This window comes from Bradyrhizobium sp. Kon69, from assembly GCF_055807515.1.
On the sequence record NZ_JBVVOS010000011.1, the window covers coordinates 26804 to 42507 of the forward strand.

Annotated in this window: 18 protein-coding genes; 9 read left to right on the top strand and 9 right to left on the bottom strand. The window is 64.6% G+C overall.

The genetic code is table 11. The features are described 5' to 3' along the window. Positions 1-41 precede the first annotated feature (41 nt). The gene (locus tag AC0L3U_RS16235; RefSeq protein WP_473362396.1) at positions 42-3533 is read right to left on the bottom strand and encodes an indolepyruvate ferredoxin oxidoreductase family protein; all 3492 of its coding nucleotides are present in this window, start codon (positions 3531-3533) and stop codon (positions 42-44) included. Positions 3534-3813: 280 nt separating this feature from the next. Here AC0L3U_RS16235 and AC0L3U_RS16240 point away from each other — a divergent pair, with 280 nt between their 5' ends. Continuing rightward, entirely contained in the window at positions 3814-5040 is a 1227-nt protein-coding gene (locus tag AC0L3U_RS16240; protein ID WP_473362397.1) for a c-type cytochrome, read from the top strand. Positions 5041-5222: 182 nt separating this feature from the next. Here the strand turns inward: AC0L3U_RS16240 and AC0L3U_RS16245 are convergent, their stop codons facing one another. Continuing rightward, on the bottom strand, positions 5223-5876 hold the full coding sequence (locus tag AC0L3U_RS16245) for a trimeric intracellular cation channel family protein (protein WP_473362398.1): 654 nt from the start codon (positions 5874-5876) through the stop codon (positions 5223-5225). Positions 5877-6040: 164 nt separating this feature from the next. Between AC0L3U_RS16245 and AC0L3U_RS16250 the strand changes: the two genes are divergently transcribed. Further along, the gene (locus tag AC0L3U_RS16250; RefSeq protein WP_354200886.1) at positions 6041-6433 is read left to right on the top strand and encodes a hypothetical protein; all 393 of its coding nucleotides are present in this window, start codon (positions 6041-6043) and stop codon (positions 6431-6433) included. 58 nt (positions 6434-6491) lie between these two features. Here AC0L3U_RS16250 and AC0L3U_RS16255 read toward each other — a convergent pair whose 3' ends face one another. The 3 genes from AC0L3U_RS16255 to AC0L3U_RS16265 are packed head-to-tail and all read right to left on the bottom strand — an operon-like array spanning position 6492 to position 8049. Then, a complete protein-coding gene (locus tag AC0L3U_RS16255; RefSeq protein WP_473362399.1) occupies positions 6492-7301 on the bottom strand; it encodes an isocitrate lyase/PEP mutase family protein in 810 nt (269 codons plus the stop codon). Positions 7302-7352: 51 nt separating this feature from the next. After that, positions 7353-7703 carry an antibiotic biosynthesis monooxygenase family protein gene (locus AC0L3U_RS16260; protein ID WP_473362400.1) on the bottom strand — a complete coding sequence of 117 codons (351 nt, stop codon included), beginning with the start codon at positions 7701-7703 and terminating at the stop codon, positions 7353-7355. Positions 7704-7740: 37 nt separating this feature from the next. Continuing rightward, positions 7741-8049: an NIPSNAP family protein gene (locus AC0L3U_RS16265; RefSeq protein ID WP_063995954.1), complete on the bottom strand. Its 309-nt coding sequence runs from the start codon at positions 8047-8049 to the stop codon at positions 7741-7743. A gap of 148 nt (positions 8050-8197) precedes the next feature. On the opposite strand from AC0L3U_RS16265, the gene AC0L3U_RS16270 reads away from it, so the two are divergent. The 3 genes from AC0L3U_RS16270 (at position 8198) to AC0L3U_RS16280 (ending at position 10448) form a co-directional block, all read left to right on the top strand. Further along, positions 8198-8896 (top strand): winged helix-turn-helix domain-containing protein, encoded by a 699-nt coding sequence (locus tag AC0L3U_RS16270; RefSeq protein WP_027567467.1) that lies wholly within the window; start codon positions 8198-8200, stop codon positions 8894-8896. Between the two features lie 83 nt (positions 8897-8979). Continuing rightward, positions 8980-9990, top strand: coding sequence for an alpha/beta fold hydrolase (locus AC0L3U_RS16275; protein ID WP_473362401.1), 1011 nt, complete (start codon positions 8980-8982; stop codon positions 9988-9990). A gap of 206 nt (positions 9991-10196) precedes the next feature. Further along, positions 10197-10448 carry a GCG_CRPN prefix-to-repeats domain-containing protein gene (locus AC0L3U_RS16280; protein ID WP_007603074.1) on the top strand — a complete coding sequence of 84 codons (252 nt, stop codon included), beginning with the start codon at positions 10197-10199 and terminating at the stop codon, positions 10446-10448. A gap of 146 nt (positions 10449-10594) precedes the next feature. On the opposite strand, the gene AC0L3U_RS16285 is transcribed toward AC0L3U_RS16280, so the two are convergent. Further along, a complete protein-coding gene (locus AC0L3U_RS16285) occupies positions 10595-10873 on the bottom strand; it encodes a twin-arginine translocation signal domain-containing protein (RefSeq protein ID WP_473254756.1) in 279 nt (92 codons plus the stop codon). A 139-nt stretch (positions 10874-11012) separates the two neighbouring features. Next, positions 11013-11327, bottom strand: coding sequence for a hypothetical protein (locus AC0L3U_RS16290; RefSeq protein WP_473362402.1), 315 nt, complete (start codon positions 11325-11327; stop codon positions 11013-11015). Positions 11328-11457: 130 nt separating this feature from the next. Here AC0L3U_RS16290 and AC0L3U_RS16295 point away from each other — a divergent pair, with 130 nt between their 5' ends. Then, positions 11458-12105, top strand: a complete 648-nt coding sequence (locus AC0L3U_RS16295; RefSeq protein WP_473362403.1) for a glutathione S-transferase family protein — start codon at positions 11458-11460, stop codon at positions 12103-12105. 91 nt (positions 12106-12196) lie between these two features. Next, positions 12197-12349 carry a hypothetical protein gene (locus AC0L3U_RS16300; protein WP_018456483.1) on the top strand — a complete coding sequence of 51 codons (153 nt, stop codon included), beginning with the start codon at positions 12197-12199 and terminating at the stop codon, positions 12347-12349. A gap of 10 nt (positions 12350-12359) precedes the next feature. On the opposite strand, the gene AC0L3U_RS16305 is transcribed toward AC0L3U_RS16300, so the two are convergent. Next, positions 12360-12704 (bottom strand): hypothetical protein, encoded by a 345-nt coding sequence (locus tag AC0L3U_RS16305; protein WP_473362404.1) that lies wholly within the window; start codon positions 12702-12704, stop codon positions 12360-12362. A gap of 121 nt (positions 12705-12825) precedes the next feature. Beyond that, complete coding sequence (locus AC0L3U_RS16310) at positions 12826-14358, bottom strand: acyl-CoA carboxylase subunit beta (RefSeq protein WP_007603066.1); 1533 nt, start codon at positions 14356-14358, stop codon at positions 12826-12828. Between the two features lie 148 nt (positions 14359-14506). Here AC0L3U_RS16310 and AC0L3U_RS16315 point away from each other — a divergent pair, with 148 nt between their 5' ends. Beyond that, entirely contained in the window at positions 14507-14911 is a 405-nt protein-coding gene (locus tag AC0L3U_RS16315) for a DUF4260 domain-containing protein (protein ID WP_027567473.1), read from the top strand. A gap of 149 nt (positions 14912-15060) precedes the next feature. After that, entirely contained in the window at positions 15061-15654 is a 594-nt protein-coding gene (locus AC0L3U_RS16320) for a hypothetical protein (protein ID WP_473362405.1), read from the top strand. Positions 15655-15704: the final 50 nt, after the last annotated feature.

Sequence of the window (15704 nt, forward strand, 5' to 3'; positions counted from 1 at the left end):
TGGGTTACGCAATCGCTAACCACCCCCAGACGTGCGACCACCTACTCCGCCGCGATCTGCCTCGGCGCCGGCGGCGGGTTGGCCAGATCGGCCGCTAGCTGGGCGTAGCGGGCCTTGGCGTCCGCGACGGCCTTCTCCTTCACCGGCCCGTAGCCGCGGATGCGGTCGGGCAACGACAGCAGCTCCACCGCGGTGTCGATCGTGAGCGGCGACAGCAGGCCGAGCACGGTGGCGACGTCCTTCTCGTAGCCGGCGATCAGATCGCGTTCGAGCTTGCGGTCGGCGCTGCGGCCGAAGATGTCGAGCGGCGTGCCGCGCAGCACCTTGAATTTCGCCAGCACGCGGAACACCGGAAGCATCCACGGGCCGAAGGCGCGCTTCTTCGGGCGGCCGAGCGCATCGACGCCCCTGCTGAGAATAGGCGGGGCAAGATTGAAGTTGAACTTGAAGTCGCCTTCGAACTGGTCGCGGAGCTGTTTTTCGAACGCGCCGTCGGTGTAAAGGCGCGCGACCTCGTATTCGTCCTTGTAGGCCAGCAGTTTTGCGTAGTTGACCGCAACGGCGCGTGTCAGCGCCTCGTCATAGCCGCCCTGCCTGGCGGCGTCGCTGACCTGGTCCACCAGCTTGCGGTAGCGCTTGGCCAGCCGGCCGTTCTGATAGGCAGTGAGATGCTTGGCGCGGTGCTCGATGAGTTCGTCGAGCGTCATGGCGTCCAGGGTCCTGGGCGCGACGGCCTCATCCGTTCCCTTCAGCATGCCGGCGAGGCGCTCGGGATCGGCGACCGCGAGCCGGCCGAGGCGGAAGGCTTCCTTGTTCATCTTGATCGAGACGCCGTTGACCTCGATCGCCTGCTCGATCGATTCCGCAGACAACGGCAAGAGGCCCTTCTGATAGGCGTAGCCCATCATCATCATGTTGGTGGCGATGCTGTCGCCGAGGAGCTGCTCGGCCGGCTTGGTGAAGTCGAAGAACACCGAATCCTTGTGCAGCGCGGTTTCCAGCAACCCGTTCAGCTTGCGGGTCTGGAAGTTGAAATCGCGGTTGAGAACGAAGTCGGCGGTGGGAATGACGTGGCTGTTGATGATGCCGCGGGTGCGGCTGCTGTCGCAGAGCGAGATGGTGTCCTTGGCAACCGCGACCACCTCATCGGCTGCGAGCACCACATCGGCCGTGCCGGTGACGATGCGCGAGCAGGTCACCTCGGCCGGATGATCCGACAGGCGGACGTGGCTCAGCACCGCCCCACCCTTTTGCGCCAGACCCGACATGTCGAGGATCATCGAGGCCTTGCCCTCGATATGGGCGGCCATGCCGAGCAGCGCGCCGATGGTCAGCACGCCGGTCCCGCCGACGCCGCCGACCGCGATGTTGTAGGGCTTGTCCAGGTTCGGGCGCGATGCCGGCTCGGGCAGCGCGCCGATATCGCCGACGCCGGCCGGCGCACGCTTGCGCATCTTGCCGCCGTCGACGGTGACGAAGGACGGGCAAAAGCCTTTGACGCAGGAATAATCCTTGTTGCAGGTCGACTGGTTGATGGCGCGCTTGCGGCCGAACTCGGTCTCCAGCGGCTCGACCGAAATGCAGTTCGATTGCACCGAGCAATCGCCGCAGCCTTCACACACCGCCGGATTGATGAGTACACGGCGCGCCGGATCCTCCATCGTGCCACGCTTGCGGCGGCGGCGCTTCTCGGCGGCGCAAGTCTGCACGAAGACGATCGCGGACGCGCCCTTGACCTTGCGCAGGGTTTTCTGCACCGCGTCGAGCTCGTCACGATGCGCGGTCTTGACGCCGGGCGCGATCTCGTTCGCCGGATAGGCGTCGGGATTTTCCGAGACCAGGTAGATCTCGCGGATACCTTCGCTGTGAAGCTGGAAGGTGATCTGCTGCGGCGACAATTCGCCGTCGACATGCTGGCCGCCGGTCATCGCGGTCGCGTCGTTATAGAGGATCTTGTAGGTGATGTTGGCGCCGGAGGCGATCGCCTGGCGGATCGCGAGGCTGCCGGAGTGGAAATAGGTGCCGTCGCCGAGATTGGCGAACACGTGCTCTTCCTTGGTGAAGGGGGCGACGCCGACCCACGGCACACCCTCGCCGCCCATGTGGGTGAAGGTCTCGGTGGAGCGATCCATCCACAGTGCCATGAAGTGGCAACCGATGCCGGCAAAGGCGCGACTGCCTTCGGGCACCTTGGTCGATGTGTTGTGCGGGCAGCCGGAGCAGAAATACGGAGTGCGGGCGACAGGCGCGGTCGCCTGCATTTGCGACGCCTGACGGCCGTTGAACCAATCGGCCTTCGCGCGCAGCATCGTTGCAATTTCGGGATTGAGATCAAGTCGGAGCAGACGCTCGGTGAGCGAGCTGGCCAGTGAGGCGACGCTGAGTTCTTCGGCAAAGGGGAGGAAGCGCTTGTCGTGGTCGTCCATCTTGCCGATGATGCGGGGACGGACATCGTCGCGCCAGTTGAACAGCTCCTGCTTCACTTGATTTTCGACGATCTCACGGCGCTCTTCGATGATGAAGATTTCCTCGAGGCCCACGGCGAATTGCCTGACGCCTTCCGGCTCCAGAGGCCAGGGCATGCCGATCTTGTACAATCGAAGTCCGATCTTGGCGGCGACCTCGGGTGTGATCCCGAGCTCCCGCAGCGCCTGCCGGATATCCTCGTAGCTCTTGCCGGACGCCATGATGCCATAGCGGGCATTCGGCGAGTCCATGGTGATGCGATTGACCTTGTTGGCGCGCGCAAAGGCGATCGCGGCAAAGCCCTTGTAGTCCTGCAAGCGGCGGTCCTGGGCGAAGCGGTCGTCGGGCCAGCGCAGATTGAGGCCGCCTTCGGGCATCTCGAAATCGGTCGGGATCACGAACGGCGTCATCTCGTCGGTGAGGTCGATCTCGGCGGTGGTCTCCACGGTCTCGGTGATCACCTTCATGCCGACCCAGCAGCCCGAGTAGCGCGACATCGCGATACCGAGAAGACCCATCTCGATCATCTCGTGGACGCTCGAGGGGTAGAGATAGGGCATCAGCGCCGACATGAAGGCGTGGTCGGACTGATGCGGGACCGTCGAGGATTTTGCGCCGTGGTCGTCGCCGGCGAGACACAAGACGCCGCCGTTTTTGGCGGAGCCCGCGGCATTGCCGTGGCGGAAGACGTCGCCGCAGCGATCGACGCCGGGGCCCTTGCCGTACCAGATGCCGACCACGCCGTCATACTTGGCGCCGGGCGAGAGGTTGAGCTGCTGCGAGCCCCAGACCGCGGTCGCGGCCAGGTCCTCGTTCACGCCGGGCTGGAACTTGATATTGTACTGCTCGAGATGTTTTCGCGCGGCGAAGAGCTGCTGGTCGTAGCCGCCGAGGGGCGAGCCGCGATAGCCGGAGATGAAGCCCGCGGTGTTCAACCCCGCGGCACGGTCGCGCCGGATCTGGGCCATCGGCAGCCGGACCAGGGCCTGAATGCCCGTCGTGAAAATATGTCCGGTGTCCTGGGTGTATTTCTGATCGAGACTGATCGGACCCTGGTTGATGCCCATTATGTCCTCTTCCGCCCTTTTGAGCGCTTGGCTGCTTAAGCCGTTGCCTGCCCGTTGTTTTTAGCTAGGGCGCGCCGACCATTTCCGCCACTCTATGTCGGATATTTCACGCTCCGCATCACAATTCTGGACCAAAGGCAGCGCCGGGTAAAAATCGCAATTTCGTGGCTGCATTGGCATCCGCGATTTTCATTTTGTGTCACCATACCCCCGCCGTCGCGCAACGAATTGACGCCTGGTCATCTGGGACGGCGTCGATGGATCGCAGGAGAGGCTTTCGATGCGGACGATTCTGGCTGGCCTGGCTCTCGTGGCTCTGGCGTTGTGCAGTGCGGTTGCGAACGCGGCCGTCGCTGTCGAGCCGTCGCCGGAGCTGATCGCCACCGGCAAGGCGCTGGTGGAGGCCGGCGACTGTGGCGGCTGCCACACCGCCGATCCGGCCAAACCGTTCGCGGGCGGAAAGCGCATCGACACGCCGTTCGGCGCGATCTACGCGCCGAACCTGACGCCGGACCGCGACACCGGCATCGGCGCCTGGACCGATGCCGACTTCACCCGCGCCGTGCGCACCGGCGTCGCGCCCGACGGCTCCAATTATTACCCGGCGTTTCCCTACCCCTATTTCACGCGGATGACGAAGGACGACACGCTGGCGATCCGGGCCTATCTCGGAACGCTCGCGGCCGTCACGAGCCGCAACAAGCCGCCGGAACTGCGCTGGCCCTTTAGCTATCGCGGCCTGATGCGGATCTGGAACATGGTGTATTTCAAGCCCGGCCTGTTCGAGCCGGACCAGAGCCAGAGCGCGGCGTGGAATCGGGGCGGTTACCTCGTCACCGGGCTCGGTCATTGCGGCGCCTGCCATACGCCGAAGAACTATTTTGGCGCGGACAAGCAGGCGCAGGCCCTCGCGGGCAACGAGGTCGGCGGCTGGTACGCGCCACGGCTCGATGGCGCCACTCGCACCGGGCTGAGATCGTGGAGCGTCGAGGACGTCACCGAATATCTTCAGAGCGGGCGCAACGCCAGGAGCCATGCCAGCGGGCTGATGGCGGAGGTGGTCGTCAACTCGACCTCGAAGATGAGCGATGCCGACGTGCGCGCGATCGCGGTTTACCTGAAGAACCTGCCGCCAGCGCGGCGTGAGACGATCGTGACGCCGCCTGACGATGCCGAGATGAAGGCTGGCCAGGCCGTCTACGCCAAGCTCTGCGTCGCCTGCCATGAGGCCGACGGCACAGGCGCACCACGCATCTATCCGCCGCTGCCCGCCAACGCGCTGCTGCAATCGGTCAATCCGTCCTCGACCTTACGCATCATCCTCGACGGCGCCCACACCGTGACCACGCCGCGCGCGCCCAACACCGGCGAGATGCCGGCCTATTCCAACCAGCTGTCTGACCAAGAGGTCGCGGCGGTGACGAACTATATCCGCAATTCCTGGGGCAACGCCGCGCCGCTGGTGACGCCGGCGCAGGTGGCAAGGGCGCGGAAGCAGGAGCCGTAAAGAACGAACCTCGCGCCGCGGCGACGGTATGCTCCCTCGCCCCGTTCTTACGGGGAGAGGGTTGGGGTGAGGGGCTGCTTCAGCGAAGATAGTGACAGTTGGACTCGCGGAGACTCCCCCTCACCCGCCACGCTTCGCGCGTCGACCTCTCCCCGCAAGCGGGGCGAGGTAAGAAAGAAGACCTACCGCTCCTCCTCCTCCTCCTCCTCCGTGAACACGAATTTCGGCATCTCCCATTTGTAGCGCACCGCCAGCAGGCGGAAGCTGATGCCGAGGACGAACGTCAAAATGGTCCAGAGCTCGGCGTTCAGCTTGAGACCGAACGCGGTCGCATAGAACAGTCCCGTCACCACCGAGACGCTGGCGTAAAGCTCGGAGCGGAACAGCAGCGGCACGTCGTTGCAGAGCACGTCGCGCAACACGCCGCCGGCGCAACCGGTCACCATGCCGGAGACGATGACGATCGGCAGCGTGGCATCCATCTGCCAGGCGATGTCGCAGCCGGTCATCGTGAAGACGACGAGGCCGATGGCATCGAGCACGATGAAAGCCAGTTTCAGCCGGTGCACCAGGCGCGCCATCAGGATGGTGAGGAAGGCGGCGCCTCCGGCCAGTGCGAGGTAGATGGGATTCTGCACCCAGGCCAGCGGATAATGCCCCAGGAAGAGATCGCGCAATGTGCCGCCGCCGAGCGCCGTGATGCAGCCGAGGAAGCAGACGCCGAGCCAATCCATGCTGCGGCGGCCGGCAGCGAGCGCGGCGGTCATGCCTTGCGCCGCGACCGCGACCAGCGACAACAGATGCAGCACGCTATCGCTCGGCGGCAAGCTCCACATCGCTTTGTTCCCTTCCGTCAGCGGAGCTTACGCTTCAGGTTCCCCAGCGAACAGGTTCCCGATTCCCGCCGCGGGCGCAACATGCGACGAAAGCATTAAGGAGGGCGGAACAGAATCTCGCATCCACGGGTTGTCCCGCCGCAATAATCGAGGAGAACCAATCGATGGCTGACGACCGTTTTATCAACGATCCGTACCGCCCGAATCTCGCCGATGATGAGTATCGCAATGCGGCGCGACGGGATGCCCAGCTTCAGGTCGACCCGGAGCTTGGCGAAGGCCCCGCCTCCAGCGGCAAAGTAGCCCTGTTCGCAGTGGCAATCGCCTTGGTGCTGGGCGCTGTGTTCTATGGCCTGAACAACACCGGCACCAGCAACCAGGCCAGCACCACGCCGGCGACGCAGACCGCGCAGCAGGCACCGGCCACCAATCCGGCCGCCCCCCCCGGCATGCGCGACGTGACGCCGCGCACCAACACCGGACCGGGCGTGACCACGGGCGCCGCGCCGAGCAGGCCGGCCCCGGATACGCCGGCACCGGCTGACGGCGCGAAGTAACGATTTGCAACAATATGCGACAGCGGCGGGATTTCAGGTCCGCCGCTTTCGTTTGTCTTCAGCTGAAGATCTTGTTGAGCTCGCCGCCGGGATAGCCGCTGCCGAGTTCGGTGAACGTCCCGTTCTCCGCCATCTCCTTCGCGGCGCGCATGAAGCCGCCCCAGGCGGCGCGAGCGAGTGAACCGCCGACGCTGATCCGGCGCACGCCAAGATCGGCAGCTTCCTGCAACGACAGCCCGGAGCCGCCGATCAGCAGGTTGAACGGTTTGGGTGCGACAGCCTTCACCACCGCGGCGATGTCCTCGCGGCTCTTCAGGCCCGGCGCGTAAAGGCAATCGGCGCCGGCATCGGCGTAAGCGGCGAGCCGGTCGATGACGAGCTTGAGGTCGGTCACGCCCCAAAGGTACGCCTCGCAGCGGCCGACCAAGAGCACGCCACTATCGCCGATCGCCTTGCGCGACGCCTGGATGCGCTCGACTGCGAGCGCGCGCTCGTAGATCGGCTTGTCCTTGTCGCCGGTAGAATCCTCGATCGACAGGCCGGCAACGCCGGTGCGCACACAGCGCTCGACATTGTCCGCGACCTTGTCCGGCTCAACCGCAAAGCCGCCCTCGAAATCCGCGTTCACGGGGATGTCGACGGACGTGCTCAATACCGCCAGATGCTGACATACGTCCTCGACGGAGACGTGGTTGTCGGCCTTGCCGATGGTCCAGGCAAAGCCCGCACTCGACGATGCGAGTGCCTTGAAACCGAGATGCTGCAACGCTTTCGCGCTGCCGACGTCGACCGGATTGGGCAGGATGAAGCAGCCGCTCTCGTGCAGCTTCCTGAAGGTCGTGCGCTTGTCAGCAGTTGTCACGTGCATGTTTCTCTCCCTTGTTGGCCGCGCAGAGATGGGGACGTGCCGCCGCGCGCGCTAGTGCGCGTCGTGCACCGCGCGGCTGTCCTTTGGCGCCTGCTCGCGATCATTCATGCTGTAGTCGCGGATGACGCTGGCGATACGCAAGTGATAATCGGCGAAGATTTTTGCGCGGCCCTTGGCCTGGGTGCGGCGGTGCTCCATCGTGTTGCGCCAGGCTTGTACGGCCGCCTCGTCCCGCCAGAACGACAGCGACAAGATCTTGCCCTTGTCGGTCAGGCTCTCGAAACGTTCGACCGAGATGAAGCCGTCGATGGTTTGCAGGATCGGCTTGAGGTCGGCCGCGAGGTCGAAATAATCCTGGCGGTGTTCCGGCTTCGGCCAGACCTCGAAGATCACGGCGATCATGGGCATCTCTCCTGTCGTTGATGGCCTACGATACCACTTACAAAACCACTTGGCGCAGAAACGTGCGCTCTTCCGCGAGGATGAATTTGTGCTCCTCGGCGAAGTGGAAGTTCGCCATGCCTTCCGTATCCTGACGCAGCCGGGCGCGATAGGCCTCATACGCAGCCAGACTCTCGAACGTGATCAGCGCAAACGCGATATTGTTGGTGCCCTCGTGCGGCATGAAATAGCCGATCAGATCGCCGCCGCATTTCGGGATGATGGTGAGCCAGCGCTTCGAATACTCCTCGAACTGCGCGCGCTTGAAGGGATCGAGCTGGTAGCGGATGAAGACGGTGATGGACATGATGGGCTCCTGATTTATCGTTGCGAAACGCGTGAGCGACACCGCCGCCGCTAAAGCACTGGATTGCTTCGCTTCGCTCGCAATGACGTGTTTACGGGAGACACGCTACGCGCTTGCCCCACCGCAATGCTTCGGCTACCATCGAAGCATGAAATCAGGTCCTGACATCGCCATGATCGCCTCGCTCGTCGGCGATCCCGCACGCGCCAACATGCTCACGGCGCTGATGAACGGCCGCGCGCTCACCGCAAGCGAGCTGGCGCAGGAGGCCGGCATCACGCCGCAGACCGCGAGCTCGCATCTTTCCAAGCTCGAGGCCGGTGGCCTGATCGAGCCGGAGAAGCAAGGCCGCCACCGCTACTACCGCCTCACCGACGACGACGTCGCCGGCGTGCTGGAGGGCCTTGCGGGCCTTGCCGCACGGACCGGCCATATGCGCGTGCGCACCGGGCCGAAGGATCCGGCGCTGCGGCGTGCCCGGATCTGCTACGACCATCTCGCCGGCGACCTCGGCGTGCAGATGCTCGACACCCTGCGCGCGCAAAACCTGGTCAGGCAGAAGAAGCAGGAGATCGAGCTGACGGCGGAGGGCGAGCGCTTCCTGGCCAAGCATTTGCAGATCTCGCCCGACATGCTCGCCCATCCGCGCCGGCCGGTCTGCAAGGCCTGCCTCGACTGGAGCGAGCGGCGCCACCATCTCGCCGGCACGCTGGGCGCCGCGATGATGCAGCGTTTCGCCGAGCTGAAATGGGCTGCACGCGACGCCACGCCCGGCAGCCGCGTGGTGAATTTTACGCGCACCGGCGAGAAGCAGTTCGCTGCGTTGTTCGGTGATGGGCGGGACTAAACACAACTGCGTGTGAGCGACGTCTCTCGCTTGACCCGGCCAACCACGTGTTTATGGCCACGTTGTCACACACAGAGACCCCCATGATCCGCCTCCTTCCGACCGCGCTCGCCGCCGTCCTCATCGCCTCTCCGCTCACCTCCACCCACGCCGCCGACGCCGCCCCGCGCGAGCCTTACGGCATCGCGCTCGAAGGCTTTGCCTATCCCTATCCCGTACACCTGCTGCCTCTGACCAATGACGGCGAGCAGCTCAGCATGGCCTATATGGACGTGCCGCCTGCGCAGCCGAACGGCCGCACCGTCGTGCTGCTGCACGGGCGCAATTTCCCGTCGAGCTACTGGGCGCCTGTTATCAAGATGCTGAGCGAGGCCGGCTTCCGCGTCGTGGTGCCGGACCAGATCGGCTTCGGCAAATCCTCCAAGCCGATCGGCGAATTGCATTTCGACACTCTGGCGCGCAACACCGTCGCGCTGCTCGATCACCTCAAGATCGACAAGGCCGAGATCGTCGCCCATTCGCTCGGCGGCATGCTGGGCGTCCGCATCGCCCGCGCCTTTCCCGACCGCGTCGCCCACCTCATTCTGACGGCCCCGATCGGGCTGGAAGACTACCGCCTCTATGTGCCGCCGACGCCGACCGAGAAGATCATCGAGACCGAGGACAAGCTCACGGCCGATGGCTATCGCAAGCAGCTCCAGACCAACTATGCGATCAAGCTGCCGGCGGAGGCGATCACGCCGTTCATCGATGCCCGCTTCAACGTCAAGGGCAGCCCTGATTATTCGCGCTGGCTGCGCGCCTTCGTCAGTTCCGGCCAGATGATCTATCGCGAGCCGGTGGCGCACGAGATCGCACTGATCACCGAGCCGACGCTGTTCATCATGGGTGCCGACGACCACAACGCACCGGGCCGACCGAACGCGCCCGAGGCGCTGCGCGCGAAAATGGGAGAGAACGCCGAGCTGGCGAAGGCACTCGCGGCGAAGATGCCGAATGCGCGGGCCGAGGTGATCCCGGACACCGGCCATCTCGTCTTCCTGGAGGCGCCTGAGAAGTACAAGGAGCTGGTGCTGGGTTTTCTCGGCCGCTAGCGTCATTGCTGTCGTCCGGAGCCGCGTGCGGGGAATGTTCATGCCGCATTCAGGTCATGATTGGCAGATTTGGCTGGCGTCGTGTCGGCATGTTGCGATTTTAACGTGTCGAATCGTGTCTTTTGATTCATGGTGCGCCGAAAGCGCCAAGCCCTCCTAGAACCCGCCCCCAAAGCCTACCCCCCAAGGACGAGAAGGAAGATCAAATGAAATACCTGTTCGCCGCCGTGATGCTCGCCAGCGCGGTCGTTGGTTTCAGCGAGGCGGCCAGCGCCGCCGGCGGTTGCGGCCCCGGCTGGTATCGCGGCGCCTATGGCGGCTGCCGCCCGATGCGTGGTCCGGTCGTTGTCCGTCCGGGTCCGATCGTGGTTGCGCCGGCCCCTGTCGTGGTCGTGCCGCGCGCGCGCGTGTGCCCCTATGGCTTCCGCTGGTACGCCGGCCGCTGCCGCCCGTTCTGATCTCGTTTTTCGCATAGCGAAATGGCCGCGCGGCGAAAGCCTGCGCGGCCATTTTCTTTCGAGCGCCTGACGTCGCACCGGGATGTTTCGAATCAGAACGGGGACCGCGATCGCGGTCCCCGTTCAAGCCTCGCTTAGCGCGACGCTTACCAATGGCGGCGGTGCCAGCGCCGGCGATGCCAGCCCCAGTGACGGCGGCGCCAACCCCAATGACGGTGATGGCCGTGCCAGTGCACCTGCTCCGGCTTCAACTGCGCGGCTTCATCGCTGCTCGTGACTGCGGGATGAGCGTCGGGATTGCCTTGCGGCATCCTGCCATCACCGAGCGGCTGCGGCGCCAGCGGCGCGGCCTGCGCGGCGGTCGTGAACGCGGCAGCTCCGGCTGCGACACCGATTGCAAATTTTAAAAAGTTCCGGCGCTCCATGACTTCTTTCCTCTTGGACGGTCGTGCCAGTGATGCAGAGGCGAGTGTCGTGGTGACGACATGAACCGAAGCTGAATCGCGCGTTCAGCTTCGTTGCGCAGGTGACAGGAGAATTCGCAGCGCAGGTAAGCCCGGTGCTCTATTTCCCGAACTCCTGCGCCAGCACCAGCAACTCGCGCGTGCGCGTCACGTCGGGCCAATCGCGCTCGAAATCCGCCACCAGCTGCGTCAGCGCATCGCCCTTCAGCATGGCCTGCAGCGCAGCCTCGCTCTCGAACTGATACATCGCCTGATGCAGTGACGGATCGTCGAGGCTCCAGAACCGCCAGGCCTTAGCCGCACCGAACGCCTTCATCGCGTCGGGCAGATGTTCCGTCTCGTACCATCTATCGAAGGCGGCGCGCCTGCCGGCATCGGTGATGATGGCGCGGACGACGAAGAAGGCTGACGGCATCGGATTCCCTCCTGTTGTTTGGGGTGAGACTAGCCGGTGATGTCGCGGACAACAAAAAAGAGTGGCACCGGTGTCGGAATGTGCGCCCTTCGCTCGTCCTTTGCTTCGAACCAGGACACGGAGACAGCAAATGGCCGACCTCACCCTGACCACTTTCAATTGGGTTCCCGAACCACCGCGAGGCTGGGTGCGCGATCTTCGCGTGCGCTGGGCCCTGGAAGAAGCCGCCTTGCCCTATCGCGTCGCCAGCGTGCCGTTCGACGACCGCGGCGCTGCGCATCTCGCGCACCAGCCGTTCGGCCAGGTGCCATGGCTGACCGACGGCGACATCTCCATCTTCGAGACCGGCGCGATTCTGTTGCATCTTGGCGAGCTCAGCGAGAAGCTGATGCCCAAAGACCCGCGCGGCCGCGCCGAGACGACGAAATGGGTATTCGCGGCGCTCAATTCGGTGGAGATGGCCAGCCTGCCTTGGGGAATGTCGAAGTTCATGGGACATCCGACCGACACGGCGGCCTGGAAATTCGTGGACGACTTCCTCAAGCTTCGGCTCAAGCATCTCGAGCCGGCGCTGGCGGCGCGCGAGTGGCTCACGGGCTCCTTCTCCGTCGCCGACATCCTGATGGCCGACGTGCTGCGCCTCGTCGATCATTTTGACGGGCTCACGGAGCATCCGGCCTGCCGCGCCTACGTCGCGCGCGCCACCGCCCGCCCGGCCTTCGCCAAGGCCCACGCCGACCAGATGGCGCATTTCGCTGCGGCGGATGCGGCGCGCTGACGCGGCGTGGGGTGTGACGCACCTCACATAATTAATTCGGCGACGGCCCTAGGCTCACAGCCATCAAATCAACCCCTGCGGAAGGTGACACATGGCCCGCATCGCATATCTCAGAGACCAGCTTGCCCGCGCTGAAAGACTGGCAAAGGCGATCCTCGACCGCCAAACCGCGGAACAGCTTCAGGCGTTCGCAGCCGAATGCCGCGAGGAGTTGCAGGTGCTGTCGCGCAGGGCTGCCGCGTAAGGCTGGCGCGCTACACAAGCTTCATCGGCGTATCGGCGACCACGCGAAGGTCGATGCGGCTGATCAGTTGAGACCGAAGCGCCTCAGCGTCGTCGATCGCACTCTCCGTCTGCCGCAACGTGCTGACGTTCGAGCCAAGCGAGACGATCCCGCCGAGCACCAGAGCGATCGAGCCGAGCGCGGCGGTCTGCCCCATCCCGAACAAGCCGAGGATCGTGATCAGCAATAGCGCAGCGCCGCCGCCGATGGCGAGCTTGGATGCCAGGATGTACTTCCGACATCGCTCGGCGATCTCGGCCAACGCCTCGATACGCGCTTCGATGTCTGATATCTCGTCGGTCGGATCGTCGGTCATTCGATTTGGATCGAGGATGCCAAGTCAGAAACAGAATCTGTAGCCCGCATGAGCGAAGCGACATGCGGGACTTGGATAGAAAACCCGGATGTCGCTTCGCTCATCCGGGCTACAAGTGCGCTTACAACGGCAAATTGTCGTGCTTCTTCGCCGGCGTTTCCACCTTCTTGTCCTTCAGCATCGACAGCGCCCGCGCGATCCGCTTGCGGGTCGAGTGCGGCATGATGACGTCGTCGATGTAGCCGCGCTCGGCGGCGATGAAGGGCGACAGGAAGCGGTCTTCGTATTCCTTGGTGCGCGCGGCGATCTTGTCGGGGTCGCCGATGTCGGCGCGGAAGATGATTTCGACCGCGCCCTTGGCGCCCATCACCGCGATCTGGGCGGTCGGCCAGGCGTAGTTCATGTCGGCGCCGATCTCCTTGGAGGCCATGACGTCGAAGGCGCCGCCATAGGCCTTGCGGGTGATGATGGTAACCAGCGGCACGGTGCACTGTGAGTACGCGAACAAGAGCTTGGCGCCATGCTTGATCAGGCCGCCATATTCCTGCGCGGTGCCCGGCAGGAAGCCCGGCACGTCGACGAAGGTGACGATCGGGATGTTGAAGGCATCGCAGAAGCGCACGAAGCGTGCCGCCTTGCGCGAAGCGTCAGAGTCGAGCACGCCGGCCAGCACCATCGGCTGGTTGGCGACGAAGCCCACCGTGCGGCCGGCGATGCGGCCGAAGCCGGTGACGATGTTCTTGGCAAAGGCATCCGCAATCTCGAAGAAGTCGCCCTCGTCCACGACCTTCAGGATCAGCTCCTTCATGTCGTAGGGCTTGTTCGGATTGTCGGGGATCAGCGTGTCGAGCGACATGTCGACCCGGCCGATGTCGTCGAAGCTCGGCCATTCCGGCACGCCGTCGGTGTTGTTGGACGGCAGGAAGTCGATCAGGCGCCGCATCTGCAACAGCGTCTCGACGTCGTTCTCGAAGGCGCCATCGGCGATCGAGGAGCGCGTGGCGTGCACGGAGGCGCCGCCGAGCTCTTCCGCCGTGACGACCTCGTTGGTGACGGTCTTCACCACGTCGGGACCGGTGACGAACATGTAGCTGGTGTTCTTCACCATGAAGATGAAGTCGGTCATCGCGGGCGAATAGACGTCGCCGCCGGCGCAGGGGCCCATGATGACGGAGATCTGCGGGATCACGCCGGAGGCGAGCACGTTGCGGCGGAACACATAGGAATAGCCGGCGAGCGCTGCGACGCCCTCCTGGATGCGGGCGCCGCCGGCGTCATAGAGGCCGATGATGGGCGCACGCGCCTTCATCGCCATGTCCTGGAGCTTTGTGATCTTCAGCGCGTGCGTTTCCGACAGCGAGCCGCCGAACACCGTAAAGTCCTTGGCGAAGACAAACGTCTTGCGGCCGTTGACGGTGCCCCAGCCGGTGACGACGCCGTCGCCGGGCACCTTGTTCTTCTCCATGCCGAACTCGGTGGAGCGGTGCTCGACGAACATGTCGAATTCCTCGAACGATCCCTTGTCGAGCAAGAGCTCGATGCGCTCACGTGCGGTCAGCTTGCCGCGGGCGTGCTGCGCCTCGATGCGCTTCTCGCCGCCGCCGAGCTTTGCGCCGGCGCGACGGTCTTCAAGGGCGTCCAGGATATTCTTCATTTGCTCCCGCCAGTTCTTAGCCTAAATGCGATTGCCGGGGTTCTAACACGGCATTTTGCGGGCCGGGAAGCGGCTTTCCGCGCCGCAGGGCTGCCTTGCCGCAGCGGGAAAGCGCAAGGAATTTCAAGGTTTTGCCTGGGAGACGAGCATGACCGAAGGAGCGGCCGAGACCGGCGCGGCGACCGGCGGCGTCAACATCCTGCTGCGGCTGGAGGGCCTGACCCTGTTTGTGGGGATGGTGATGCTCTACTGGGCCTGGGACGGCTCATGGCTGGTGTTCGCCCTGCTGTTCTTCGTCCCCGATCTCAGCTTCCTGGCATACCTGTCGGACGCAAAACTCGGCGCGATGGTCTACAACGCCGCCCACAGCTACATGGCGCCGGTCGCGCTGCTGACGCTCGGCTTCGGCCTCGCCTCGCCGCTCACCCTGTCCATCGCCTTGATCTGGCTCGCCCATATCGGCATCGACCGGGCGCTGGGCTACGGCCTGAAATATTCGGCCGGCTTCGGCTTCACCCATCTCGGCCGGATCGGCCGGCAGAAGGATACCTGACCCCACGCGCTGCCCGTAATTTGGCGGCCCGGCCCGGTTGACCGGACCTGCCGATTCAGGCTTGCTCACGTTTACGATCAGGCGCCGAATGTTGCGTGAGCTCAGTCGGTACGGCGGCGGTCATCATTTCCGGCTGCAAGCATCACCCCATGTCCGCGACGGTCGTTCCCCTGCCGCCGAACTCGTCGTCCGAAACCACCGACTTCCTGCGGCGCATGGCCAGCATGGTGTCGGGGCGGAACGGCGAGATGCTGCTGCGCGCGGCCGCGCTGATCGACTCGCTGACGCAACGGGCGATGTCGGCGGAACGCCTCTATCACCGGGAGCACGAAGAGAACACGCGCAACAGCGAGCTGCGCGAGGCCGGTGAGATGGCGTCCGACGCCATGGTCAAGCAAATCGACGGGCTGCGCAGCCAGCTTGCCGAGGTCACCGCGGCCGCAGCGGCCGAGCGCGCGGCATTCGATGCCGAGCGCGGCAAGCTGCTCGGCCTGATGCAGCACGCCGAGAGCCATATCGGCCAGCTCACAAGCGAGCTGGAGACGCTGCACGCCTCCGTCGACAGCTTCAACGAGACCGCAATCTCCGTGCCGATCGAGGTGCTGCGGCTGGCGCGCACCCAGTTCGATTTCCTCTCCGCCGGCTTTGCCCGCAAGGGCGACGTGATCTCGCAGGCGATGAGCGAGATTGGCGGTTTTGCGATCGACCAGGCGCTGACGGTGAAGAAGGCCGATCCCGCCTGAGGCGAACCGCCGGCTTGCGTCAATTTGACAGCGCGCAGGCCTGTTGTTCT